Here is a 23,516-nt window from a genome sequence, read left to right as displayed (position 1 = left end):
AATCGAACTATATATCGTTCGAACGGAGAGAACGTATGAGCGAGTCCGATGGGAGCGCCTCCGACAAGGACACCCAGGAGGTGATCATGGAGGCGACGTTCCGTGCGCTGAGCGAGCACGGGTACAAGGACCTCAGGATGCGCCACATCGGCGAAGAGATGGAGCTGACCCGACAGGTGATCCACTACCACTACGACGGCAAGTACGACCTGCTGTCGTCGTTTCTGGAGTACGTCATCGAGCAGTACGAGGGCAGCGTCGAAGTGGCGGCCGACGCGGATCCCCGGACGGAGCTCGACGCGCGGATCGATCAGTGCCTGTTCGGCCCAGAGTTCGACGAGTTCACCCACTGGGATCGGATGCGAGTCTACCACGAGCTGTACGCGTATGCGCAAAACGACGACCGCCACCGGGAGGTGTTCAACGAACACTACGCCCGCATTCGAGGAAGCATCGTCGAGGTGATCGAGGCGGGAATCGAACGCGGCACCTTCCGCGAGGTCGACGCCGAGCGAATGGGCCAGCTCATCACGGACCTGATCCACGCCGCGCGCGGCCGTCGGATCGCGCTCGGGCATGAGGACGCCCCCGAGGAGACTCGTCGGGCCATCGACGAGTTCGTCCTCGATTCGCTGCGTCCCGACGGCTGAGGACGCGTCGTGCCCGTCCGAACGGGTCCGTTCGCTACTCCTCGCCGAGTTGCTTCGAGAGCCGACCGAATGATCCGGCGTCGTCGGCCTCAGCCGTGGCGTGATCGATCGGACCGCCCTCGGCTCGTCCCGTTATCCGGCACGACGATAAAAGCGACTTCGACCCGGCGGCGGATCCACGACGCAGCCTCCGCGCGACTGCGACCGACGACGGCTGCGAGAGCGAACCCGAGGGAATCGAGCAGCGAATCCACGGAACACTACCCCTCGTTTAGAAGTGGTCGTAGTTCGATACCTATCCGTATTTGACTTGTGGGTATTCCGTTCTCGATCACTACCGTAAGAGATGAGCTTCGCCAGCGGGTCAAACAGCTGCTCCATCTTACACAGGATTCGTCGGAAACGGTTCTCGAGGAATCCAATTATCGGGCCCAATAACCAATCTATGGACGTGGCGACGGTCCCCTCGATCGGCCGTTTTAGGGGACGCGTCTCGGTACCGACCGTAGCCATCCGAGCAGTAGTATTTCGTATTATATACAAGTCTACACAATCTATTTTATGGTGAATTTCATATATATTCCGTTTCCAGATGGACGAAAAGGTTCCAGTACGGGGTCGTAGAACCGACAGGCGGTCCCCTCCCTTCAACAGTGACGGCCCCGGACCGACTCGGCCCCTTCTCGTTCGACGGAGTTACGAGCATCATCGTGGGGCTCGAGAAGGACCTCGAGGCGGGCGATCGAGCGGCCCTCGACGCTCGCGGCGGTGTCGAGTCGTCGGGGCTCGTGGGGGCCGACTCGGAGCGATGCTGAGAGTGCGGCGGGCGATTCGCCTCAGATCGAGTGTTCGATGTAGAGTTCAAGTTCGTTGACGGCGCTGAGCACCCGTTCCGGCAGTTCCTCCGTGAGCTGCTCACCCTTGACGCGGTGTGCAGGCCCGGAGACGCTCAGCGCGCCGATCACTTCGCCGGCCGAGTTCGTCACCGCCGCGCCGACCGCGTGAACCCCCTCGGTCGTCTCCTGCCGGTTGAAGGCGTACCCGCGCTCGCGGATCCGTTCGCACTCCTCCTCGAGTTCGGCACGCGTCGTGATCGTGTTCTCGCTCACGCCGTGGAGGCCGTGGGTGGCGACGATCTCGTCGACCCGTTCGGGAGACGTGTTCGCGAGGATCGATTTGCCGGCGGCGCTCGTGTGGAGCGGACCCCGCCGGCCGATGTGTGCCCCCGTCTGCACCGCGCTCTGTCCGACCTCGGTGTAGAGGTAGACCCGTTCGCCGGCCTCCTCGACGATAAACTGCGCGCGCTCCCCGGTCTCGGCCGCCAGCACGTCGACCTTCTCTTTGATCATCGGGTACGCGGTCGTCGCCCGCTGTGCGTGCCCGCCAACGGTGAGAAACTGGAGTCCAATCCGGTAGGTGCCGTCCGACTGGACGACGTAGTTGTGCTCGCGGAGGGTAACGAGGTGTCGATGAACGGTGCTCGGCGACAGTCCCAGATGCTCGGAAATCTCGTCGATCGTTCCCCCGCGTAGTTCGCGAATCGCGTCGACGATCGCTAACGACGTTTCAGTCGTTCGCGCCCCCGTTTTGGGTTTGTTTGCCATGAGAGGTGCTGTGTATCGAGTGATCATAAATGATGGTGTTCTCTCCAGGGACGGCCGCCGTCGGTGCTTCAGCCCCCGATCTGAGAATCCGGGACGGGTTGTACGCGAAACCCACAGCGTATTCGGCCTATATTCATAATTCATTACTTCATTGGTTCACGTTATCATCCTACTGCCGGTTTATTACGAAAGTACTTCTGTAAACCTCTTATGTCGACGTGGATACCGTCACGTGTTCTCAAATTGGGACACCGAAATCACCTCCTTCAACTGATCTCCGTTGCAATCCCGAATATTCGGGACTCTCCGAGGAGCTACTCCTTCCGCATCGGCCCGTAAAATCCATAGCTCGTGGTCGGGAGGGAGTCTCGAGACTATCCAAATATCCGGGATCGGCGTTGACGACTGCGCCGGTAGGGAACCGGTTAAGTGGTATCGGAACGCGTCGTTGTGACATGCCAGGTATCTCCGTGCGCCGAACAATAGTGGTGGGCAGTCGTGGATGAGAACGATCGGTCAATTACGGGGTTTACGATGCTCGCACACGGGATCTTTCACACGTACGAGTTGAGCATCCCGATCTTCATCGTCATCTGGCTCGACGCGTTCGAGGTGTCGGCGTTCGTCCTCGGACTCGTCGTCAGCGTCGGCTACGGACTCATCGGCGTCGGTGCGATTCCGAGCGGTCGGCTCTCGGATACGTACGGCTCGCGTCGACTGATCGTCGCGTCGATCGTCGGCATGGGCGGGGGGTTCTTTCTGCTCGCGCTCGCGCCGAACGTCTACGTGTTGATGGCGGCGATCGTCGCCTGGGGCATCGCCGCGAGCGTCTACCACCCCGCCGGGCTGTCGCTGATCAGCCGCGGCGCGAAAAACCGCGGGACGGTGTTCGCCTACCACGGCGTCGGCGGTAACATCGGAACCGCGTTCGGTCCGCTGCTGACCGCGTCGTTGCTGCTCGTTCTCGACTGGCGGTTGGTCGTCGTCGTCCTTACGATTCCGGCCGTCGCCGTCGTCGCGTTCGGATCGCTGATCGAGTTCGACGAAGGCACCGCGGCCGCCGCCGACGGCGGGGACGGCTCGAACGACGAGCGGTCGTCGATGGAACTTGAGTCGATCGTCGACGACTCGCGGCTCCTTCTCACCGCAGGGTTTCTGCTTACGTTCGCCGCGGTCATGATCTACGGAGTCTACTACCGGGGACTCCTAACCTTCCTTCCCGACATGATCGGCGGTCTCCCCCGGTTCGAGACCTACGAGATCTTCGGACGGGAGGCCGAGCCGGCCCAGTACGTCTACACGGGGATACTGATGGTCGGGATCTTCGGCCAGTACGCCGGCGGACGGATCACGGACCATGTACGGACGGAGTATGCGTTCCTCTCGTCGCTGACCGCCCTCGGGATCCTCGCGTTCACCTTTATCCCCTCGGTTGACTGGGGACTCGCGCCGTTCCTGCTGGTCTGTGCCGCCATCGGCTTTTTCCTCTACGCGACCGCGCCGATCTATCAGGTGGTGATCGCGGAGTACGCGGCCGCCGACGTCCACGGCCTCTCCTACGGCTACGCCTACCTCGGGATGTTCGGCTTCGGCGCGGCGGGGGCCGCGCTCGCCGGCTCGTTGCTCACCTACGCGAGCGAGACCGTCCTGCTAGCCACGCTGGGCGCACTCGCACTGGTCGGCGCCGGGATCGTCGCGACGTTACTCGTACTGCACAGTGAGAATGAGTAACTAACAACAAGATTTAATACCGTAATCTCGCATGCTTGGTGTATGGTAGCTAGAGCTGGCGGTGGAATTCTCGACGATATTACCGTCGTCGATCTGACGACGTTCGTGACGGGCGGGTTCGCGACGTTGATGCTCGCGAACCAGGGCGCAGAGGTGATCAAGATCGAGCGACCGACCGTCGGCGACGACAGTCGTCACTCCGGACCGCCGTTCGTCGACGTCGCCGACTACGAGGGGGAAGGACGGGCGGCGTCCGAACACGGCGAATCGCCGTACTTCTGGACGGTCAACTACGACAAGCAAAGCGTCGAACTCGACCTCAAGTCCGAGGAGGGGTACGAGATCTGTCGGGAGCTGATCGACGAGGCCGACGTCGTCGTCGAGAACTTCAGACCGGGCACGGCCGAACGGCTCGGGCTCGGGTACGAGGAGCTGGCCGAGGACCACCCCGGGCTCGTCTACTGCTCGATCTCCGCGTTCGGCGACTCCGGCCCCTGGAGCGCCCGTCCCGGCTACGACCTGCTGATCCAGGGGATGAGCGGCATGATGAGCGTCACCGGCCCCGAGGACGGCGAGCCCGTCAAGGTCGGGTTGCCGCAGACGGACCTGATCACCGCGATGTGGTCCGCGTTCGGAATCGTCAACGCGCTCTACCGGCGCGAACGAACCGGCGAGGGCGAGCGCGTCGAACTCGGAATGCTCGACGCGGCGCTGCCCTGGCTGACCAAACAGGCCGCGAAGGCGTTCGTCGGCGAGGAGCCGGGTCGGATGGGAACGAAGGATCCCGTCCTCGCACCCTACCAGAGCTACCCGACCGCCGACGGCTACCTGAACGTCGCCTGCGGGAACCAGAAGCTGTGGGAACAGCTCTGTACGGAGATCGGCCGCGAGGAACTCGCCTCCGATCCCCGGTTCGAATCCAACGCCGATCGGGTCGAGAACATGGACGCCCTCGAGGCGGAACTCGCCGAAACGTTCGCCGAACGCACCACCGGCGAGTGGGTCGAACGCCTCGCCGAGGATGCGGACCTTCCCGTGGGGCCCGTCTACGGCGTCGGCGAGGCGCTGGACAACGAACAGGTCGAGGCGCGGGGCGCAGTCGACACCCTCACCCACCCCGCTGCCGGTGAGATCCCGATCCTCGAGCACCCGCTGAACTTCTCGGAATCGGAGAGCGGGTTCGACGAGGCACCGCCCATGCTGGGCGAGGACACCGAGGCGGTCGTCGAGGCGCTCGGGTACTCGGAGCGGGAGATCGAGGAACTCCGCGAGAAGGGCGTGCTATCCGGATAGATCGAGCGAGAGGGGAGCGACCGCCCCCCGAGAGCGGTCGCACCGTCGAACCAAACTGGGGCACCTGACACCGCCAGCGTCGAGAGCGGAAGCCCGAAGGACCGCGTCGATAGCCCCGCATACGGGCGAAAACGGCTGTAGGCGTCGAAGGATTTATGATAGTGGTCGGAAGTAGGAGTAGGTAGTCTTCGCCGGAGCAACCACTATGGACGTCAATCAAGCGATCGCACGTACCCTGAAAGAGGAAGGAGTAGAGTACCTGTTCGGATTCCCGAGCAACCCGCTTTTCGACACCGGTGCGGCCGAGGAAGAGGGGATTCGAACCATCATCACCAGACAGGAACGGACTGCCGTCCACATGGCCGACGCCGTGGGACGGCTGAGTTCGGGCGACCGCGTCGGCGCGTTCGCGTGCCAGCACGGACCCGGAACGGAGAACTCGTTCGGCGGGGTCGCGCAGGCCTACGGCGAGTCCGCGCCGATCGTCGCGATTCCGGCCGGCTACGACGAGGCCAAGACCGACGTCGACCCCAAGTTCAACTCGCTGGTCAACTACCAGCAGGTAAGCAAGTCCTGCGAACAGCTGACCGATCCCGACGCCGTCGGCGAGACGATGCGTCGCGCGTTCAGCGCGGCCCGGAACGGTCGCCCTCGTCCGGCCGTCGTCGAAGTGCCCAAGGACGTCTTCTACACGGATCTCTCCGGGGAGTTCGAGTACCGACCGACCGGCTCGAACCGATCCGGCCCCGACCCGGACGGCGTCGACGAGATCGCAGACGTCCTGCTCGAGGCCGAGAACCCAGTCATCTTCGCCGGCCAGGGCGTCCACTACGCCCAGGCGTGGGACGAGCTGCGAGAGCTGGCCGAGACGCTCGAGGCACCCGTCGCGACCAGCCTCAACGGCAAGAGCGCGTTCCCGGAGGACCACCCGCTGTCGCTGGGCGCCGCCAGCAAGAGCGAACCGGGCCAGCTCGCACACTTCATGCGAGAGACCGACGTCCTCTTCGGCGTCGGCTGTAGCTTCACCGATACCGCCTACGGGCTCACCGTTCCCGACGGACCGACGATCGTCCACTCGACGCTCGACTCGACGGACATCGACAAGGACGTCGAGTCCGACTACTCGCTGGTCGGCGACGCCAAGCTGACCCTCGACGCGCTGGTCGATTCCGTCGGCACGCGGGTCGACGACTCCCGCGGCCGGGTCGACGACGTCGTCGGCGAGATCGAGGACGCACGCGAGGCGTGGCTCGAGGAGTGGCGCCCGAAACTCACCTCGGAGGAGACGCCGATCAACCCCTACCGCGTGATCCACGAGCTCACCGAGGTACTCGACGCCGAGGAGACGATCATCACCCACGACGCCGGCAACCCGCGGGACTTCCTGGCGCCGTTCTGGGAGTCGACCGAGCCCCTGTCGTACATCGGCTGGGGGAAGACGACCCAGCTGGGGTACGGGCTCGGGCTCGCGATGGGCGCGAAGCTGCTCAACCCCGACAAGCACTGCATCAACCTCATGGGCGACGGCGCGATCGGGATGACCGGGCTGGACTTCGAGACGGCCGCCCGCGAGGAGATCCCGATCCTGACGATCCACCTGAACAACTACGAGATGGCCTCCTACGATACCCCCTTCTCCGGGGACTTCGCCGACGTCGGCGAGGCGCTGGGCGGTTACGGCGAGCGCGTCGAGGACCCCGACGAGGTCGGGCCGGCCATCGAGCGCGCCGTCGAGCAGACCGAGTCCGGCACGCCCGCGCTGCTCGAGATCATCACCTCGAAGGAGACCGAACTCTCGCGGCCTGACCTCGAGTAGGACGGCATCGCTGAACGCTCTTCTATCGATTCGCTCCTTCGTCCCGCCGAAAGACGTTCAAGCGCGTCAGTCGCCGAACGCGCCGTCCTCGCTCCACCGCTCGAGAGTCGTCTGATCGTCGGCAATTTCGTCGAAGACGTCCTCGGTGTGCTCGCCCAGCCGCGGCGCGGGCGAGCGCACGACGGCGTCGTACTCGGGGTAGTTGATCGGGTGGCCCGGCAGCAGGCACTCGCCCCAGTCGGGGTCCTCGTGGTCGACGACGAGGTTCCGGGCGCTCGTCTGTTCGTCCGCGACGACGTCGGCCACGTCGTTGATCGGACCGCAGGGGAAGCTCGCCGCCGTCAGCTGCTCGAGCCAGTGTTCAGTCGGCTCTTCCTCGAGGGCCGTCTGGATCAGTTCGGTGACCCGCTCGGCGTTCGCCTGACGATCGTCGTTGGTCGGATACTCCCGGAGCTCCTCGGCGCCGACCAGATCGACGAAGTCGTCCCAGCGCTCGTCGCTCGGGACGCCGGTGACGATGGCGCCGTCGGCGGTTTCGAAGCGCTGGTAGGGAACGAGCGTCTGGTGGGTCACGCCCTGGGGTCCGGGAACAGAGCCATCCATCGAGTACTCGGTGAGGTACTCGTTGAGCAGGGTGACGATCGAGTCGAACAGGCCAACGTCGAACTTCCCGACGAACGCGTCGGGATCCTCGAGGCGGTCGCGCTCGTACAGTCGCGCGAGGACGCCCATCGCGGTGAACATCCCCGTCGTGAGATCGCCGATCGCCTGGCCGACCTTGACGGGCTCGCCGCCCTCGGGACCGGTGACGCTCATGATCCCGCCCTCAGCCTGCAGGATGAGATCGAGTCCCGGCTGCTCCCGTTTGGGGCCAGTTTCGCCGTACCCCTTGATGCTGGCGTAGACGATTTCGGGGTTGCGATCGCTGATCTCGTCGTAGCCGATGCCGAGCTTGTCGGTGACGCCGTAGCCGAAGTTCTCGACGAACACGTCGGCGCTGGCGATCAGCTCCCGGGTGGCCTCCGTTCCCGCGTCGGTCTTGAGATCGAGGGTAACCGACCGTTTGTTGCGGTTGTTCGCCATGAAGTAGCCGGACTTGCCGTCGGGACCGATCCCCTGGGATCGGGCCGGATCGCCGACGCCCGGGCGTTCGATCTTCACGACGTCGGCGCCCATGTCGGCGAGCAGTGCCCCGCAGAAGGGACCCGCGCGGTGACCGGTCATCTCGACGACCGAGACGCCGGAAAGGGGCCCCCCGCTCATCGTTCCTCGTTGAACTCGTCGACCAGCTCGCGGCGCTCGTCGGTGGCGAACTGCTCCCACCAGATCTCGGCTTCCTGTTCCCGCGCTTCCTCGAGACTGCCGGCGCGTACCGCGCCGTTGAGCGCGCGTTTGGAGTTTTTCACCGCCGTTCGTCCGGTCTTCTGGATCCCGTCGACGATTCCGTCGACGGTCTCGTCTAACTCCTCGCGCGGGACAGCGCGGTTGACCAGCCCGATGCGCTCGGCCTCGTCGGCGTCGATCATCCCTGCGGTGTAGACGAGCTCCTTCGCCTTGGCCTCGCCGACCAGCTCGACCGCCCGCCAGGTCGAGCCGCCGGTCGGAATCTGACCGATGTTGGCGGTCGGGACGCCGAACTTCGCGTCGTCGACGGCAATCCGGAGATCGCAGTACATCGCGAAGATCAGGCCCCCGCCGACACAGTAGCCGTTGATCTTCGCGATCACCGGCGCGTGGCAGTCGTACGGTTTCTGGTACATCTCGTAGAACAGCTCCTGACGGTCCCGCTGGAGCGGATCGTGCTCCTCGGCCGTCCCGGCGTACTGGGAGATGTCGGCGCCCGCGGAGAAGGCGTCCTCACCCTCACCGGTGATCACCACGGCATCGATATCGCGGTTCAGTTGTATCTCATCGAACGCGCGCTTGAGATCGAGCATGACCTCGTTGTTGAGCGCGTTGTAGACCTCGGGTCGGTGGAACTCGATCGTCGCGATCCCGTCGTCGACGTCGACGGTGATGCTCTCGTAGGCACTGTCGCTGACCATGTACCGCCGTTAGTGTGTCTCTCGCAAAAAATTTTGTATTATGGCGCCGACGCTTACTCGACCCGGAGCGAGACGACCGGGGTGGACGCGTTCAGGAGGACGGACTGGGTGACGCTCCCGAATAGCGCCTTCCCGACCGGCGATCGGTTTCGTCCCGCGACCACCAGGTAGCTCGCGTCCGCCTCGTCGGCGTAATCGACGATCTCATCCGCCGGGTCGCCGAGGAGTCCGACCGGTGTCGCCTCGACACTCGCGTCCTCGATCGCCTCCGCGGCGATCTCCTCCGCGATCTCGACGACGTCCGCCACCGGTACCGTCCCCCCGGTCTCGCTGACGTTCGTCCGCTCGAGGGAGACGAACTCGTCACGGGTGAGCACGTGGACGACCTCGACCGGTTCGTCGAACGCGCGTCCGAGACGGTGTGCCTGGGTAACGACGGCGGCTGCCCTGTCGGAACGATCGATCGCTGCAACGACGGTCATGGCTTCGAGGAGGATCTCCACCCGTAAATCAGTTACCCGCACGCCGGCTCCGTCCGCGACGGATCGCCCGTCGAGAGCGATCGGAACGGAACTACTAGTTCACCTAGTACCTCGTTATTGCGTTTATCTCTACTGTCGAAAGATTCCGGTATAAGAGAAAGCTTTATGTCTGTACTGTTTGATCATGGTAGTGTGACCCTGACTCACGGAGTCAAGCAACACATCCCAGGGTCTGTGGCCAATACGTATGTCCGAAGAAACAACGCAACGAAGTGTGACGGTGGAGGCAACGACCAGGCGACGGTTCCTCGGAATCGCCGGTGCGGGTGCTGCTGCGTCGATGGCCGGCTGTCTGCAGGACGACAGCCCGGGATCGGGGAACGGTGAGGATTGGGAACCCTCCGAATCGATCCGATACATCGTGCCGTACGACGAAGGGGGTGGCACCGACGTCTACGCCCGCGGTATCGTCGAACCGCTCACCGACGCGATGGGACAGGACATCCAGGTGGACAACGTCCCCGGCGGCGGCGGCCTGAACGGGTTCGGGGAGCTGTACGGCTCGGATCCGGACGGACACACGATTTCGGGGAGTGCGACCCCGCTCGAGGTGCCGCCGCAGATGCTCGAGGACCCCGGTTTCGATCAGCGCGACCTCGAGGGCATCGCGAACATCGGCCGCTCGACGTGGTGTCTCATCGTCAACGAGGAGTACGAGGACGAGGTCGAGACGTTCGACGACGTCCGCGAGATGCACAACTCCGGCGAGTGGGAAACGATCGGAATCCAGGAGCCGGGCAGCCCCCAGGACATCATGACTCTGCTGGCGAAACACGGCGAGGGGTACGCCGAGGAGTACGACTGGCAGTGGGAGGAGCGGGTCCAGTATACGGGAACCGGTCCGATCACCGAGGCGGTTACCTCCGGCGAGGTACCCTGCGGGATCGGAACCGATGCGGGGACGGAGCCGAACGTCTCCTCCGGAGGCGTCTACCCGGTCTGTACGTTCTGGAGCGAGGGAACGGAAGTGTATCCCGACATCCCGTCCGTCACCGACGAGGGGTACCCGGACATGGACTTCATCTCCGGCGTCACTCGCGGGCTGTACGCGCCGCCGGATACGCCCGACGGCGTCATCGAGGAACTGACCGGACGCGTCGAGGAGGCGACCGAGGACGAGCGCTACCAGGAGTGGTCCGAGGAGACCGGAAACCCGATCTTCTACGAGGGGCCCGACGAGGCGAACGCGGCGATCGAAGACGCGTTCGCGGAGATCGAGGAACTCGGGATCATCGAGCTGATCGAAGAACATTCGTAACCCCCCTCCGCCTAGTACTATTATGAGTAACACAGAGTCAACCGAGAGGAACGTAACGCCGGAACGGATAATGCTCGTTACGTTTCTCGTCCTCAGTGCGGTGTTCATTATCGAGCCGGTGATCGCGGACTATCCGGACGACGCTCGCGTGTTTCCCCAGCTAACCGCGTCGGCTGTCTTTATCGGCTCGCTGTTGCTGTTGCTACAGAATTACCTTCCTGGCCCCCTCTACACGTTCGTCGCCGAGAGCGTCAGCATCACCAGTTCCGACGAGTCGGAGGTCGTCGAGCAGGCTGGCGACGAGGAGGATTCGCTGGACGAACGGGAGTCAGACCAGAAGACCGGGAAGGACACGCTCGGCTCGAAGTACGGGTACGAGGTGAACGAGACCGTGTTTATGGTCTCGACGGCGGTCCTGTACTTCGTCGCGGGGTGGGCGGCTGGTTTCCTCTTCGTCACTCCCCTGTACATCCTCGGGTACACCCTCTGGTTCCGGGTGAATCCGATCGTCGGTCTCGGACTGGCCGCGGCGGGAACGATCGTCATCTACCTGTTCATACTGTACCTCGTGATGCCGTTCGACGAGGGCCAGATCTTCGATTTCAGTCCGCTCGTTCCGACGCTTATCGATAGCACGTCGCTACTGCTTCGAGGTGGTGCGTAGATGGCAGTCGACGCCTTTCTCGAGGGGCTCGTGGTCGCGACGAGCCCGGAAATGCTCCTCTGGCTGACCGTCGGCTTGCTTCTCGGCATCATCCTCGGCGCCCTTCCGGGTATCGGTTCACCGGTCGGAATGGCGATCGTGCTCCCGCTGACGCTTCCGCTGGAGGCGACGGCGGCGATCATCCTGCTGGTCGCGATATACAGTGGCGCGATGTTCGGTGGCTCGATCTCGGCGATACTGATCAACGCGCCGGGGACTGAATCGGCAGCGGCGACGACGCTGGACGGCTACCCGATGTCGAAAAACGGGCTCGCGAAAAACGCGCTGGCGATCGCGACGACGGCCTCGGCACTGAACGGATTTCTCGCGGCGATCCTGCTGGTCGTCCTCTCGCCGGTGTTGATCGAAGTAGTCCTCGCGTTCGGTTCACCGGAGTACTTCCTGCTGGCGATCCTCGGCATCTCGCTGATCACGATCGTCACTCAGGGATCGATCGTAAAAGGCCTGGTCGCCGGGGCGTTGGGTTTCATGATCTCGACGATCGGAACCGCAATCCTCAGTCCGCGCCCGCGGTTCACGTTCGGTCAGTTCGGCCTCTACGAGGGGATCGACTTCGTGGCGGCGCTGATCGGGATGTTCGCGTTCGCCGAGATGATGAAACTCGCCGCGCGCGAGCAGATCTCCGACGACGACGTCGAACTCGCGGGCAGCGTCCGCAAGGGCATCATGACGATTTTCAAGTATCCGGTCACGACGATCAAATCCGGACTGATCGGCATGGGGATCGGAATGATCCCCGGTTCGGGGGCGACGACCTCGACGTTCGTCGCCTACGCGGAGGAGGCTCGTTCCTCGACCAAGGACGGGAAGTTCGGCGAGGGCGATCCTCGCGGGGTCATCGCGCCGGAGGCGGCGAACAATCCGACCGTCAGCGGCTCGCTCATTCCGACGCTGTCGTTCGGAATCCCGGGAAGCGGCTCCACCGCCGTTTTGCTCGGTGGGATCCTCATGCACGGACTCCAGCCCGGACCCGTTCTCTTCGGCGACCAGCTCAATATCACCTATGCGCTGTTCATCTCGCTGTTCCTCGGCAACGTCCTCATCCTCGCCGTCGGGCTGTCGCTGATCCCCTTCGCGAGCCGGATCACCGAACTCGATACGAACGTGATCATCCCGATGGTCGTCGTCCTCTCGTTCGCCGGAGCGTACACTCTCAACCAGAACTGGTGGGACGTCGGCGCCGTCATCGCGCTCGGGATTCTGGGATTTTACATGGTCCGGAACAACTACTCGATCATCGCGTTCGTGCTCGGAATCGTGCTCGGACCGATTGCCGAGGAGAACTTCTTCCGGTCGCTCCAGATCTCGGGAGGCGAGTACACCATCTTCATCAATCCGATCGACCAGCCGCTGTCGTTTCTCCTGTCGCTGGCGATCCTGGCGATCCTGCTGGGTCCATTCGTGAAGGGACGAGCCGAACGAATGGTCAGCAGCAGCTGATCACCCTCGAGACTCCGGCCAACCGTCGGAACCGAAACGGCTAAGTTCCGACATCCTACCCTTCGCCTATGGAAGACGGCTGGCAACACGTCACACTCGAGGAACTCGAGGCGAATCCCGACAAGCCCGGAAACCGCTGGGAGGCCTCGCCGGCGCTCGGTATCGACGCGTTCAACGTCAACGTGGCCGTTCTCGAGGCGGGCGAGCGCCTCTCGCAGAACCACTTCCACTACCACGAGAACCAGAAGGAGCTGTTCTACGTCGTTTCGGGCTCCTGCCGTGCGAGAACGGTCGACGAAACCGTGACGCTCGAGGCGGACGGCCTCGTCGCGTTCGACGAGGGAAAAGGGGGCGCGCACGTGCTCTACAACCCCTTCGAGGAGCCGTGCAAGCTCCTCGCCGTCGGCTGGCCCCAGGACGGCCGGTACCCGGTTCACCAGCTCGAGACGACCGACGACGCGGTCGACAACTTCCCGGACGAGTGAGAGAAATACCGTTCGAACGACAGCTCGAGGCCGAGTTCGATCACCGCGCTTAAGGGACGGATTACCGTATCCCGATCCATGCCACGGCTGCAACGAGGACTCGTGTTGGGCGGTATCTTGCTCAACGCGGTGGCGTTCGTCTACAGCCTCTACGCCCGGTCGCTGCTTTATGCGACGGTATTCCTGTTCGTTGCAGCGTATCTTGTCGTCGTCTACCGGGCGAACGGCGGCTACGTTGACTGAGAGTCGCCACCGGGCCACCGGCGGAGGGCACAACAGTTATGTGGCACCGCTCGGGTAACAGTATCACGCACAAGACATGCAAGCGATTAGCAAGGGACCGACGACCGCCCGACGCACCTATCGTCGGTGGGCGAACCGACGGTCCTCCCCGACCGCGGCCGCCTCCCACCGACCGACCGCTACCGACGGAGGCGAGGAACGAACGGCCTCGAACGCCTCCTGATCTGATGCGTTTCGCTTGCGATCGGACCGATCCAGAACGGACACCGAGTATAATGGCTACACACGACAGACCGACCGACGGAGATCCGGCGACGGATCGCCGCGCGAAGTACGACTACCGAAACGACACGACGGAACGCCCGGATCTCGTCGACGACCTCGAGCGACGGGTCGGCGGCGACGTCCGCTTCGACGAGTACACCCGCGAGCTGTACGCGACCGACGCCAGCGCCTACGAGATGCTACCGATCGGCGTCGTCTACCCGACCGACACCGCCGACGTCGCGGCGGTGATGAGTTACTGCGCCGACCGCGAGATCCCGGTGTTACCCCGCGGCGGCGGAACGAGCCTCGCCGGCCAGACGGTCAACGAGGCAGTCGTCCTCGATTTCACCCGCTACATGAACGCGGTGACGGACACCGATCCCGACGCCCGGCGAGCCCGGGCCCAGGCAGGCATCACGATCGGCGAACTCAACAGGACCCTCGAACCCCACGGACTCAAGTTCGCGCCCGATCCGTCGACCGCCGACCGCAGCGCCCTCGGCGGTGCGATCGGGAACAACACGACGGGCGCACACTCCCTGAAGTACGGCAAAACCGACGCCTACGTCGAGGAGGTGGAGGTCGTGCTCGCGGACGGCTCCGTCGAGCGCTTCGGCGAGATCGACCTCGAGGAACTGCGCGAGCGGGCCGACCCCGACGGGGAGCTCCTCGAGCGGATCTACGCGGAAGTCGCTCGAATCGTCGACGAGGAGAGCGACGAGGTCGAGGGCGCCTATCCGACGCTGAAGCGAAACGTCTCGGGGTACAACCTCGACGTGCTGGTCGAGGAAGCCGAGACGGGGACGGTCAACCTCGCGAAGTTACTGGTCGGCAGCGAGGGGACGCTGGGGATCGTCACGGAGGCGGCGGTCTCCCTCGAGACGATCCCGAACACGACGTCGGTCGCGGTGCTCTGTTACCGAAGTCTGCTCGACGCGATGGACGACGTCGGCGCGATCCTCGAGCACGATCCCGCGGCAGTCGAGGTACTGGACGACGTGTTGCTCGACCTGGCGCGAAACACCGAGGAGTTCGCCGACGTCGTCGGCATCCTCCCCGAGGGGACCAGTTCGTTCCTGCTGGTGGAGTTCTACGCCGACGGCGAGGAGGAGGGCCGCGAACTGGTTGAGGCGCTGATCGACGACCGCGAGGGCGAGATCGCGTTCGACGCGCTGACGGCCTACGACGAGCAACAGCAGTCGCGGCTCTGGAAGATGCGAAAGGCCTCGACGCCGATCTTGCTCTCGCGGACCGGCGACGAGAAACACATCGCCTTCATCGAGGACATCGCGATCCCGCCGGAGCACCTCACGGAGTACGTCACCGACTTCCAGGAGGTTATGGAGGAACACGGGACCTTCGGCAGCTTCTATGCCCACGCCGGGCCGGGCTGTATGCACGTCCGCCCGCTCGTCAACACGAAGACGGCCGAGGGGGTCGACACGATGGAGGCGATCGCCGACGGCGCGACGGACCTCGCGGTGAAGTACGGCGGCAGCGTCTCCGGCGAGCACGGCGACGGCCGCGCCCGCACCCAGTGGAACCGCAAGCTGTACGGCGATCACATCTGGACCGTCTTCCGCGACCTGAAGACCGCGTTCGATCCCGACTGGCTGCTTAACCCCGGCTCGGTCTGTGGCGATCACGACATGACCGAGAACCTCCGGTTCGGCCCCGACAGCGAGTTCGAGGCCGGCTTCGAGCCCGCCCTCAACTGGGAGATCGAGAACGGGTTCCAGGGGATGGTCGAGCTCTGTCACGGCTGTGGCGGCTGCCGGACCAGCCAGGAGGGAACCGGGGGCGTGATGTGTCCGACCTACCGGGCTGCCGACGAGGAGATCACGAGCACCCGCGGCCGGGCGAACATGCTCCGCCAGGCGATGACCGGCGAGCTCGAGCCCGACGAGGCCTTCTCGGACGAGTTCGTCACCGAAGTGATGGACCTCTGTGTCGGCTGCAAGGGCTGTGCGAAGGACTGTCCAAGCGAGGTCGACATGGCCAAGCTCAAAGTCGAGGTCGAACACGAGTACCACCAGCGCAACGGCGCCTCGCTGCGGGAACGCATGTTCGCCAACATCGACACCCTCTCGAAGCTCGGCAGCGCCACCGCGCCGCTGTCGAACTACATGACGAAGCTGCCGGGCGCCCGGCTGGTACTGGAGAAAACCGTCGGGATCGCCCGGGAGCGATCCTTGCCGACGTTCCACCGGGAGACGTTCACCGACTGGTTCGAGAGCCGGGAGTCGCCGGTGGATCCGGAGACGGCCGACCACAAGGTCCTGTTGTTCCCGGACGTCACCACGGAGTACAACGATCCCGAGATCGGCAAGGCAGCGGTTCGGCTCCTCGAGGCCGCGGGCGTCTTCGTCGACCTCCCCTCGGGCACCACCAGCAGCGGCCGTCCGGCTTACTCGAAAGGGTTTCTCGAGACGGCCCGCGAACGGGCCGAGCAGAACGTCAACGCCCTGATCCCGAAAGTTCGGAACGGGTGGGACATCGTCGTCTGCGAGCCGAGCGACGCGGTCATGTTCCAGTCCGACTACCCGGATCTGGTCACCGGCCACGACGTGAGTGACGTCGCCGAAAGCGCTTACGGCGTCTGCGAGTACCTCGACGTCCACCGCCTCGACGACCGCCTCGAGTTCGGGCCCGTCGACGAGCGCCTGACCTACCACGGCCACTGTCACCAGAAGGCGACGAAGAAGGACCACCACGCCGTGGGCGTCCTCCAGCGGGCGGGGTACGCCGTCGATCCGCTCGACAGCAGCTGTTGCGGAATGGCCGGCTCGTTCGGCTACGAGGCCGAACACTACTCGATGAGCCGGGCAATCGGCTCGCAGCTGTTCGGTCAGATCGACGACAGCGACGGCGACGGCGTCGTCGCTCCAGGGGCGTCCTGCAGAACGCAGATCGGCGACGAGTACAACGGGAAGCCGCCGCACCCGATCGCGAAACTCGAGGCGTCGCTCGCGTAGGCGACTACACCTTGTACTTGTTCAGCTCGATGACGTTTGCGGTGCGACGGAGCTGATCGACGAATGCGTTTTCTTCCCAATCGTCGTCGATGCGAGCCGTCGGCGCCGAGATGCTGATCGCGCCGATGACCTCGGACTCGAACCGGATCGGCGCGGCGATACAGCGCAGTCCCTCGAGGCGTTCCTCGTCGTCGACGGCGAACCCGCGCTCGCGGGTGCGCTCGAGTTCCTCCTCGAGTTCCGCGCGCGACGTGATCGTCTTCGGCGTCACCGCGGGTAACCCGTGGCGGTCGATGATCTCGTCGACGCGCTCGGCGGGCAGGTGCGAGAGGATCGCCTTGCCGAACGCCGAGCTGTGCATGGGGTGACGACAGCCGACGTAGGTGTCGAGGTCGACGGCTCGTTCGCCTTTCGACCGACAGAGGTAGACGCCCTCCCCGTTCTCCTCGACGACGAAGTGAACCAGCTCGCCGGACTCCTCGGCCAGGGCCTCGACCTGCGGCTCGGCGACCCTGTAGACGTCCATCTCGCTGCGGAGCTGGCCACCGATATCGAGAAAGCGCAGGCTCAGCTCGTAGGTGTTCCCGTTCTTGACGACGAACCCGTGCTCCTCGAGCGTGCTGAGGTGGTTGTGGATCGCGCTCTTGCCCATACTCAGCTCGTCGGCCAGCGTCGTGATCCGCGCGCCCCCGCGACGGTTCAGTTCCTCGATCAGCGTCAGCGACTTCTCGGTCGTGCGGACCGGGTGTTTGGCTCTGTTTTCCATACGCGGAGGGTGTTATCGGAGCCCAATAAAGGTTGGTCTCTCATAGAGAACGCCGTTTTACCGCGGTTCGGGCCCTCTCGATGGTAATTTATAGCGTTTGACCGATCTCCGAGAGCGGCACGTGCGTAACGAGGGCGGGTGTTTCGGGCTGTACAGTCGAGTTAGCCGAAGTTCGGATCACGGCCGTTCGAGGGGCCTAGATCGCAATAGGAATTCTGTGATAGAGAACGATTAGCCGTCGACGAGTTCCGAACCGAGCGACTGCGCACCGTCCTCGAGCCTATACCCGGACGTCGTGTTCCCAGGCGACGGAAGGAAGACCCGATCGGCGGTCCGGACCATCGATCGGGGCGGGACGTCCGGCGACAGCGCGGCCAGGAAACGGACGTGACCGGCGTCGAGTCACGCCGCCGTCGGAAAGCCGGAGAGCGCACCGAACGTTCGACTCGGCTCGAGGCGACGATCCGAGTACCGACGTAATCGTTCCCCGCGGGCGCGCGCGGTTTGCGGGAAGTCGTCGGATCAGCGACGCGATCCTCGGAGGCGAACGCCGACTCGAACGGAACACTGTCCCGAGTTCCCGTCCCGACTGGCCGAAGGTCGGGAAGCCGGGGCCGAGTTACGGCGATCAGTATCGCGGCGGAACTACGCACGAGCGAGCGGCCAAAAGAATCGATTCGGCGGGAACGATCAGCCGACAACCATCGCGCGCTCGACGAGGTCCTCACCGTACAGCTCCTCGAGGTCCCCGTGTTGGTCCGGGCGGTTCTCGTAGACGTCCTGGAACAGCGTGATCGGCGTCTGGGCTGCCTGGTAGGTCGCCTCGTCCCACATGCGGTCGTTGCTGACCTCGACCTCGACGCCGTCGATGACCAGCGTGCCCGACCGTTCCATCGCGATGGCGCCCTTGCCGGCCTCCTTGGCCGCCTCGAACTCCTCCATCGAGTCGACGATGTCGTCCAGGCTCGGGATGTAGGAGGTCATATCGAGCAGCTCCTGGGAGAGTTCCTCGCCGTCGAGCTCGAGTTCGTCGCCGCCGACGCGGAGCGTGTACCGGTCGTCGCCCGTCTCCTCGAGTTCGACCTCGTCGCCGTTGTAGACGTGGCGGCCGTCCTCCTCGTCGAGCTCGATCGTGCGGTCGTTGACCTCGAGCTGCCAGCTGCCGTTTTTCGGCGGGAGCGGCGACTTGTTGGCCTCAACGACCTGGCCGGGGGTCAGCGACCAGATGCCGAGCATCCCCTTCGCCTGGTTGTCGGTCATGCGCTCGTGGTAGCCCTCGACGTCACGGATGTCGTCGTAGGGACCGTCGACCGCGATCAGGCCGGCCGCGCTCGCGCCGCGGGAGGTGTTGTGTCGCAGCTCCGGCCACGGCGGGAGCTCGCCGGTGGGCGTGATCGCGCGCATGCTCTTCGTGTAGTCGACCTCGCCGTCGACCAGCATGAACAGGCGCTCGAGGTTGTTCGAGGGCTTACCCATCTCCTCACGGAGGTCGCCCAGCGCCAGCTCGGCCTCGCCGCTCTCGACGATGACCGACATCGCGAGGCTTCCCTCCTCGAGGCCGTGCTCGTTTTCGACGATGGTGAGGAACTCGTCGGCCTTCTTCCAGTCGTCGATGTCGCCGACCTCAGGGATCACGAAGCCGTCGAGGTGGTCGACGGCGCCGTTCTCGGGGTCAGCCAGCTTCAGGATCTGCTGGAACCCCTGGTAGCGGGTCGTGGGGCTCTCGCGGTGCCAGACGACGCGGGGGTGGATCTCGCCGGGGAAGTCGGCCCCGTGCTCCGAGATCACGTCGATCATGTTCTCGACGCCCTCGTCGCGCATCGAGGGGGCCGTCGCGTCCTCGTTGTCCGGCACCCAGACGTCCGGCGCCTCCATGCCACTGAGTTGGGCGGCGCTTTGCAGCATCTTGGCGGAGTCGTCCTCTCCTTCGACAGCAGTCGGGGTAGTAAAGAACGTCCGCACGAAAGCTCGTTCGTGTAGACGGTCGGTGTGCGTGCTCATGAGTCCGACTGGATCTATTGCGTTCTAATATTAAAATGATGTGGTAACGTTCTGCGATCAACGCCCTCGTAATCGGGGACAGGCGATCGACCGGGAGGCGACGGCACCCCGATCCGCACGTTTTCGTGTGCGCGAAGTCGAACGGACACGAAGCGGGTTCGATCGTTCTCACATAGGAAACGATTATTCCCGCGAATCGACGAACGGGACGGCAAACGCGAGGTTGCGAGGAAGTGGGTGGCGACGAACGTGGAATTGGCGGAGGGCGACAGCCCGCCTCTCGAAACGGAATCGCCGGATTCCCGACCGTCGTTCGGGTGTTCTGAGATAGGGAACGATACGCCGTACTCGCGTACTCTGTACCCGAAGCTGAAGGTGGATTTTTACACTTGTATTTTCGTAATTTCACCCGGTCCGTTTCGTGACTATCGTCAGTTCTGAAATGGAGAACAGTCGGAACCGGCAGCTCCGGGTTCTGAAACCGGAAACTACCGTTTCGGGTCCCGAAAACCGAACGACGGCTTCCGATTCTCTCAGTCCAGTGACTCGACGAGTTCGACCTTCCGGCCGTCGGGGTCGTGGACGAACGCCGTCCGGGCGCCGGCTTCGGGCTGATCGCCCGGTTCCTTCTCAACGCCGTAGTGGTCGATCTCCTCGAAGGTCGCGTCGACGTCGTCGACGCCGATCGCGAGGTGATCCCAGGACGTTCCATCCTCGAAGCTCTCCTCGCCGTCGGTGTCCGACAGCTGCAGTTCGATCCCGTTCTCGTCGGCGATGTACCGGTTGTGGGTCTCGCCGTCCGGCGTCTCGAACTCCCAGCTCTCCTCGAAACCGAACTGTTCGTAGAACTCGATGGTCTCGTCGGCGTCGGCGACGTTGACGTTGATATGGATGAGCTCCATACCGTTCTCCCGGATAACCACCCTATTAAATGCACTGGATACGACGATCGGTGCCGAGACCCGCCAGTGGCGAACGCTGACGGGAAGTGCGGTCGTTGACCCTTTCCGAGTCTTTTTGACGGTCGAGCGGTATGGCTCACCATGGCCTACGAGATAGCGAGTATTCCGGGCGACGGTATCGGTCCGGAGGTCGTCGACGCGGCCCGACCCGTGTTCGAGGACGTAGCGGAGCGACACGGGTTCGACCTCTCTTTCACGCGGTACGACTGGGGCACCGAGCGCCACCTCGAGCACGGTTCGATGATGCCCGACGACGGCCTCGAGGAACTCGAGGGGTACGACGCGATCCTGCTGGGGGCAGTCGGTCATCCCGACGTCCCGGACCACGTCACGCTGAACAACCTCCTGCTTCCGATCCGCAAGGGGTTCGACCAGTCGATCTGTAAGCGACCCGCGATCCTCTTCGACGGCGTCGAGAGCCCGCTCGAGGGGTACGACGGCGGCGACATCGAGTTCGTCGTCTACCGGGAGAACACCGAGGGCGAGTACGCCGATATGGGCGGCCAGGAACACCCCGGCCACGACCACGAGGTCGCAGTCCAGAGCGCGGTCTTCACCCGAACCGGAACGGAGCGCATCGTTCGGGCCGCCTTCGACGCGGCGACTAAGCGCGAGGGGCACCTGACGAGCATCACGAAGTCGAACGCCCAGGCCCACAGCATGGTCTTCTGGGACCAGATCGTCGAGGAGGTGAGCGAGGAGTACCCCGAGGTCACCGTCGAGCGTCTGCTGGTCGACGCGGCGAGCATGGACTTCATCCGCCGTCCCGAGGAGTTCGACGTCGTCGTCGCCTCGAACCTCTTCGGCGACATCCTGACCGACATCGGCGCGATCATCACGGGCAGTATGGGGCTGGCACCCTCGGCCAACGTCGATCCGACCCGAACCTACCCCTCGATGTTCGAACCCGTCCACGGCAGCGCCCCCGACATCGTCGGCGACGGCGTCGCGAACCCGCTGGCCACGGTCTTCTCCGGCGCGATGATGGTCGATCACCTCGGCGAGGAGGACGCCGGCAGCGCCCTCTGGGACGCCGTCACCGACCAGCTGGCCGATCCCGACGCCCCGCGAACGCCCGATCTGGGCGGCTCGAGCGGGACCGAGGACGTGGTCGGGGATCTGCGGACTCGGCTCTAAGGATCGCACCGTCCGCCACGACCACCGCGAAAACAGTCGTTTTCGAGCTACTCGTTGAGCCAGAGGTCCAGACCCGTCGTCTCGTCGAAGTTCCGGACGAGGGGCTCCTCGAACGCGCGGAGGTGGACCTCACCGGCGAAGACGGTGCCGCCCTCGAGGTGGCCCGCGAGGGTCTCCCCGTCCCGCCGGGAGAGGACGGCGTGGGTGTGAGCGAACACGTCGCCGTCGAGTTTCGCGACGTTTCCGACGCAGGCGGCGACCTCGAGCGGTTCTTCGAAGGTGATCGACTGATACTCCTCCTTGTCCTGGTCGTAGAACCAGATCTCGGCGTCCTGGACCGCACCCATCGCGTTGAACCAGCCCGCCTCGACCTCCTCCGCCCGGGCGAGGCTCTCGATCTCGTCGCGCCAGTCCTGTCCGGTCTCGAGTCGCGCGAGGAACTCCCGCGTCGCCTCCACTTCCTGGTACTCCATACCGCAATACGCACAACGCGTCTCAAAAAAGATTGCGGTGGTGGCGACGCAACCGCCGCGATCTGAGGCCCGTGTCGACTGTATTCACTCTCCCCGGATTCTGAATAATACGCAACATTCAATTCCCCTCCACGGAAGGAGTAGCGTATGACCGAGCGCCACGAGCTCGAGCAGCTGTACGTCCACGAGTCGGTCGAAAACGTGATCCCGCCGGAGGCGTTCGTCGAGGCGTTCGACGACCTCCCGATTCCCGCCGAACTCGTCGGCGACGGCCGCGAGTACGGCCCGACGGACGCGGTGGCGACCTACGTCCCGCGACCGGAGTACCTCGAGGCGGGCTGGGTCCACTGCATCCGCGCCGGCTACGACGAGTTCGATACCGACGCCTACGAGCGCGAGGGGGTTCCGCTCACGAACAGTTCGGGGATCCACGGCTCGACGGTCAGCGAGGTCGCGCTCAACTGTATGCTCTCGCTGGCCCGACTGGGCCACCGCTACCGCGACCACCAGAACGAACGGGAATGGTGGGAACCGCCGTACGAACGACCGTTCACGCTCGAGAACGAGCGCGTCTGCGTCGTCGGGCTCGGAACGATCGGCGAGGCGACCGCGACCCGGTGTGACGCCCTCGGGATGGACGTCGTCGGCGTCCGTCGCTCGGACGAGCCGGTACCCGGCGTCTCCGAGATTTTCTCACCCGATCGGCTCCACGAGGCGATCGAGGACGCCAGGTTCGTCGTCCTCACCGTCCCCCACACGCCGGCCACCGACGACATGCTGAGCGACGCGGAGTTCGAGGTAATGCGCAAGGACGCCTACGTGATCAACGTCGCTCGGGGTCCCGTCGTCGACGAGGACGCGCTCGTCGAGGCCCTCGAGACCGACGCGATCGCTGGCGCCGGCCTCGACGTCTTCGAGACCGAACCGCTCCCCGAGGAGTCGCCGCTGTGGGGCTTCGACGACGTGATCGTCTTCCCGCACAAGGGGTCGGCGACGAACCGATACCACCTCGACATCGCGGAACTCGTCGCGGAGAACGTCGAGCGCTACCAGTCGGAGGAAAAGTTGAAAAACCGCGTCGCCTGATACGGATTGCTGTACCGA

At 64.3% G+C, this 23,516-nt stretch carries 21 protein-coding genes; 13 read left to right on the top strand and 8 right to left on the bottom strand.

Features of this window, described 5'->3' with window-relative positions; translation table 11 throughout:
• The first annotated feature begins 35 nt into the window (after nucleotides 1-35).
• A complete protein-coding gene (locus GWG54_RS05540; RefSeq protein WP_167936830.1) occupies nucleotides 36-650 on the top strand; it encodes a TetR/AcrR family transcriptional regulator in 615 nt (204 codons plus the stop codon).
• Nucleotides 651-1,303: 653 nt separating this feature from the next.
• Nucleotides 1,304-1,465 (top strand): hypothetical protein, encoded by a 162-nt coding sequence (locus GWG54_RS05535; RefSeq protein ID WP_167936829.1) that lies wholly within the window; start codon nucleotides 1,304-1,306, stop codon nucleotides 1,463-1,465.
• A gap of 21 nt (nucleotides 1,466-1,486) precedes the next feature.
• Here GWG54_RS05535 and GWG54_RS05530 read toward each other — a convergent pair whose 3' ends face one another.
• Nucleotides 1,487-2,254, bottom strand: a complete 768-nt coding sequence (locus GWG54_RS05530) for an IclR family transcriptional regulator (RefSeq protein ID WP_167936828.1) — start codon at nucleotides 2,252-2,254, stop codon at nucleotides 1,487-1,489.
• Between the two features lie 498 nt (nucleotides 2,255-2,752).
• On the opposite strand from GWG54_RS05530, the gene GWG54_RS05525 reads away from it, so the two are divergent.
• From GWG54_RS05525 to GWG54_RS05515, 3 genes are all read left to right on the top strand, one after another.
• A complete protein-coding gene (locus GWG54_RS05525) occupies nucleotides 2,753-3,985 on the top strand; it encodes an MFS transporter (protein ID WP_167936827.1) in 1,233 nt (410 codons plus the stop codon).
• A gap of 42 nt (nucleotides 3,986-4,027) precedes the next feature.
• Complete coding sequence (locus GWG54_RS05520) at nucleotides 4,028-5,278, top strand: CaiB/BaiF CoA-transferase family protein (RefSeq protein ID WP_167936826.1); 1,251 nt, start codon at nucleotides 4,028-4,030, stop codon at nucleotides 5,276-5,278.
• Nucleotides 5,279-5,483: 205 nt separating this feature from the next.
• A complete protein-coding gene (locus GWG54_RS05515) occupies nucleotides 5,484-7,094 on the top strand; it encodes a thiamine pyrophosphate-requiring protein (protein WP_167936825.1) in 1,611 nt (536 codons plus the stop codon).
• A 66-nt stretch (nucleotides 7,095-7,160) separates the two neighbouring features.
• On the opposite strand, the gene GWG54_RS05510 is transcribed toward GWG54_RS05515, so the two are convergent.
• Genes GWG54_RS05510 through GWG54_RS05500 form a run of 3 tightly spaced genes read right to left on the bottom strand, consistent with a single transcriptional unit; the run spans nucleotide 7,161 to nucleotide 9,621 of the window.
• Nucleotides 7,161-8,357 carry a CaiB/BaiF CoA-transferase family protein gene (locus tag GWG54_RS05510; protein ID WP_167936824.1) on the bottom strand — a complete coding sequence of 399 codons (1,197 nt, stop codon included), beginning with the start codon at nucleotides 8,355-8,357 and terminating at the stop codon, nucleotides 7,161-7,163.
• Nucleotides 8,354-9,139, bottom strand: a complete 786-nt coding sequence (locus tag GWG54_RS05505; RefSeq protein ID WP_167936823.1) for an enoyl-CoA hydratase/isomerase family protein — start codon at nucleotides 9,137-9,139, stop codon at nucleotides 8,354-8,356. The genes GWG54_RS05510 and GWG54_RS05505 overlap by 4 nt, the downstream gene beginning before the upstream one ends.
• A gap of 53 nt (nucleotides 9,140-9,192) precedes the next feature.
• Nucleotides 9,193-9,621, bottom strand: coding sequence for a universal stress protein (locus GWG54_RS05500; RefSeq protein WP_167936822.1), 429 nt, complete (start codon nucleotides 9,619-9,621; stop codon nucleotides 9,193-9,195).
• A gap of 313 nt (nucleotides 9,622-9,934) precedes the next feature.
• Here GWG54_RS05500 and GWG54_RS05495 point away from each other — a divergent pair, with 313 nt between their 5' ends.
• The 6 genes from GWG54_RS05495 to GWG54_RS05470 all read left to right on the top strand — a co-directional run bounded on the left by GWG54_RS05495 (nucleotide 9,935) and on the right by GWG54_RS05470 (nucleotide 17,073).
• Entirely contained in the window at nucleotides 9,935-10,939 is a 1,005-nt protein-coding gene (locus GWG54_RS05495) for a tripartite tricarboxylate transporter substrate-binding protein (protein ID WP_167936906.1), read from the top strand.
• A 70-nt stretch (nucleotides 10,940-11,009) separates the two neighbouring features.
• Nucleotides 11,010-11,603 (top strand): hypothetical protein, encoded by a 594-nt coding sequence (locus tag GWG54_RS05490; protein WP_167936821.1) that lies wholly within the window; start codon nucleotides 11,010-11,012, stop codon nucleotides 11,601-11,603.
• Nucleotides 11,604-13,103 carry a tripartite tricarboxylate transporter permease gene (locus GWG54_RS05485; protein WP_167936820.1) on the top strand — a complete coding sequence of 500 codons (1,500 nt, stop codon included), beginning with the start codon at nucleotides 11,604-11,606 and terminating at the stop codon, nucleotides 13,101-13,103. It begins immediately after the preceding gene.
• Between the two features lie 68 nt (nucleotides 13,104-13,171).
• On the top strand, nucleotides 13,172-13,588 hold the full coding sequence (locus GWG54_RS05480; protein WP_167936819.1) for a cupin domain-containing protein: 417 nt from the start codon (nucleotides 13,172-13,174) through the stop codon (nucleotides 13,586-13,588).
• Nucleotides 13,589-13,666: 78 nt separating this feature from the next.
• Nucleotides 13,667-13,831, top strand: a complete 165-nt coding sequence (locus tag GWG54_RS05475; RefSeq protein WP_167936818.1) for a hypothetical protein — start codon at nucleotides 13,667-13,669, stop codon at nucleotides 13,829-13,831.
• Between the two features lie 275 nt (nucleotides 13,832-14,106).
• Nucleotides 14,107-17,073, top strand: coding sequence for an FAD-binding and (Fe-S)-binding domain-containing protein (locus GWG54_RS05470; RefSeq protein WP_167936817.1), 2,967 nt, complete (start codon nucleotides 14,107-14,109; stop codon nucleotides 17,071-17,073).
• 4 nt (nucleotides 17,074-17,077) lie between these two features.
• Here GWG54_RS05470 and GWG54_RS05465 read toward each other — a convergent pair whose 3' ends face one another.
• From GWG54_RS05465 to GWG54_RS05455, 3 genes are all read right to left on the bottom strand, one after another.
• On the bottom strand, nucleotides 17,078-17,839 hold the full coding sequence (locus GWG54_RS05465) for an IclR family transcriptional regulator (protein WP_167936816.1): 762 nt from the start codon (nucleotides 17,837-17,839) through the stop codon (nucleotides 17,078-17,080).
• A 690-nt stretch (nucleotides 17,840-18,529) separates the two neighbouring features.
• Nucleotides 18,530-19,840: a malate synthase AceB gene (aceB, locus tag GWG54_RS05460; RefSeq protein WP_167936815.1), complete on the bottom strand. Its 1,311-nt coding sequence runs from the start codon at nucleotides 19,838-19,840 to the stop codon at nucleotides 18,530-18,532.
• 533 nt (nucleotides 19,841-20,373) lie between these two features.
• A complete protein-coding gene (locus tag GWG54_RS05455; RefSeq protein ID WP_167936814.1) occupies nucleotides 20,374-20,742 on the bottom strand; it encodes a VOC family protein in 369 nt (122 codons plus the stop codon).
• A gap of 141 nt (nucleotides 20,743-20,883) precedes the next feature.
• Here GWG54_RS05455 and GWG54_RS05450 point away from each other — a divergent pair, with 141 nt between their 5' ends.
• Nucleotides 20,884-21,939, top strand: a complete 1,056-nt coding sequence (locus tag GWG54_RS05450) for a tartrate dehydrogenase (protein ID WP_167936813.1) — start codon at nucleotides 20,884-20,886, stop codon at nucleotides 21,937-21,939.
• 47 nt (nucleotides 21,940-21,986) lie between these two features.
• Here GWG54_RS05450 and GWG54_RS05445 read toward each other — a convergent pair whose 3' ends face one another.
• A complete protein-coding gene (locus GWG54_RS05445) occupies nucleotides 21,987-22,412 on the bottom strand; it encodes a PPC domain-containing DNA-binding protein (protein ID WP_167936812.1) in 426 nt (141 codons plus the stop codon).
• Between the two features lie 147 nt (nucleotides 22,413-22,559).
• On the opposite strand from GWG54_RS05445, the gene ddh reads away from it, so the two are divergent.
• A complete protein-coding gene (gene ddh, locus GWG54_RS05440; protein ID WP_167936811.1) occupies nucleotides 22,560-23,498 on the top strand; it encodes a D-2-hydroxyacid dehydrogenase in 939 nt (312 codons plus the stop codon).
• Nucleotides 23,499-23,516: the final 18 nt, after the last annotated feature.

It is taken from the genome of Natronococcus sp. JC468, assembly GCF_012163165.1.
Taxonomy (GTDB): domain Archaea; phylum Halobacteriota; class Halobacteria; order Halobacteriales; family Natrialbaceae; genus Natronococcus; species Natronococcus jeotgali.
Note: the sequence above shows the minus strand (reverse complement) of the source record. Positions and strands in the feature narration are given on the sequence as shown.

Excerpts from the sequence above, each read along its gene's own strand:
- GWG54_RS05505 (WP_167936823.1), bottom strand. The coding sequence starts at position 9,139 with ATGGTCAGCGACAGTGCCTACGAGAGCATCACCGTCGACGTCGACGAC.
- GWG54_RS05450 (WP_167936813.1), top strand. The coding sequence starts at position 20,884 with ATGGCCTACGAGATAGCGAGTATTCCGGGCGACGGTATCGGTCCGGAG.
- aceB (WP_167936815.1), bottom strand. The coding sequence starts at position 19,840 with ATGAGCACGCACACCGACCGTCTACACGAACGAGCTTTCGTGCGGACG.
- GWG54_RS05480 (WP_167936819.1), top strand. The coding sequence starts at position 13,172 with ATGGAAGACGGCTGGCAACACGTCACACTCGAGGAACTCGAGGCGAAT.
- GWG54_RS05540 (WP_167936830.1), top strand. The coding sequence starts at position 36 with ATGAGCGAGTCCGATGGGAGCGCCTCCGACAAGGACACCCAGGAGGTG.
- GWG54_RS05470 (WP_167936817.1), top strand. The coding sequence starts at position 14,107 with ATGGCTACACACGACAGACCGACCGACGGAGATCCGGCGACGGATCGC.
- GWG54_RS05515 (WP_167936825.1), top strand. The coding sequence starts at position 5,484 with ATGGACGTCAATCAAGCGATCGCACGTACCCTGAAAGAGGAAGGAGTA.
- GWG54_RS05490 (WP_167936821.1), top strand. The coding sequence starts at position 11,010 with ATGCTCGTTACGTTTCTCGTCCTCAGTGCGGTGTTCATTATCGAGCCG.
- GWG54_RS05500 (WP_167936822.1), bottom strand. The coding sequence starts at position 9,621 with ATGACCGTCGTTGCAGCGATCGATCGTTCCGACAGGGCAGCCGCCGTC.
- GWG54_RS05465 (WP_167936816.1), bottom strand. The coding sequence starts at position 17,839 with ATGGAAAACAGAGCCAAACACCCGGTCCGCACGACCGAGAAGTCGCTG.
- GWG54_RS05475 (WP_167936818.1), top strand. The coding sequence starts at position 13,667 with ATGCCACGGCTGCAACGAGGACTCGTGTTGGGCGGTATCTTGCTCAAC.
- GWG54_RS05530 (WP_167936828.1), bottom strand. The coding sequence starts at position 2,254 with ATGGCAAACAAACCCAAAACGGGGGCGCGAACGACTGAAACGTCGTTA.
- GWG54_RS05510 (WP_167936824.1), bottom strand. The coding sequence starts at position 8,357 with ATGAGCGGGGGGCCCCTTTCCGGCGTCTCGGTCGTCGAGATGACCGGT.
- GWG54_RS05485 (WP_167936820.1), top strand. The coding sequence starts at position 11,604 with ATGGCAGTCGACGCCTTTCTCGAGGGGCTCGTGGTCGCGACGAGCCCG.
- ddh (WP_167936811.1), top strand. The coding sequence starts at position 22,560 with ATGACCGAGCGCCACGAGCTCGAGCAGCTGTACGTCCACGAGTCGGTC.
- GWG54_RS05520 (WP_167936826.1), top strand. The coding sequence starts at position 4,028 with ATGGTAGCTAGAGCTGGCGGTGGAATTCTCGACGATATTACCGTCGTC.
- GWG54_RS05455 (WP_167936814.1), bottom strand. The coding sequence starts at position 20,742 with ATGGAGCTCATCCATATCAACGTCAACGTCGCCGACGCCGACGAGACC.
- GWG54_RS05445 (WP_167936812.1), bottom strand. The coding sequence starts at position 22,412 with ATGGAGTACCAGGAAGTGGAGGCGACGCGGGAGTTCCTCGCGCGACTC.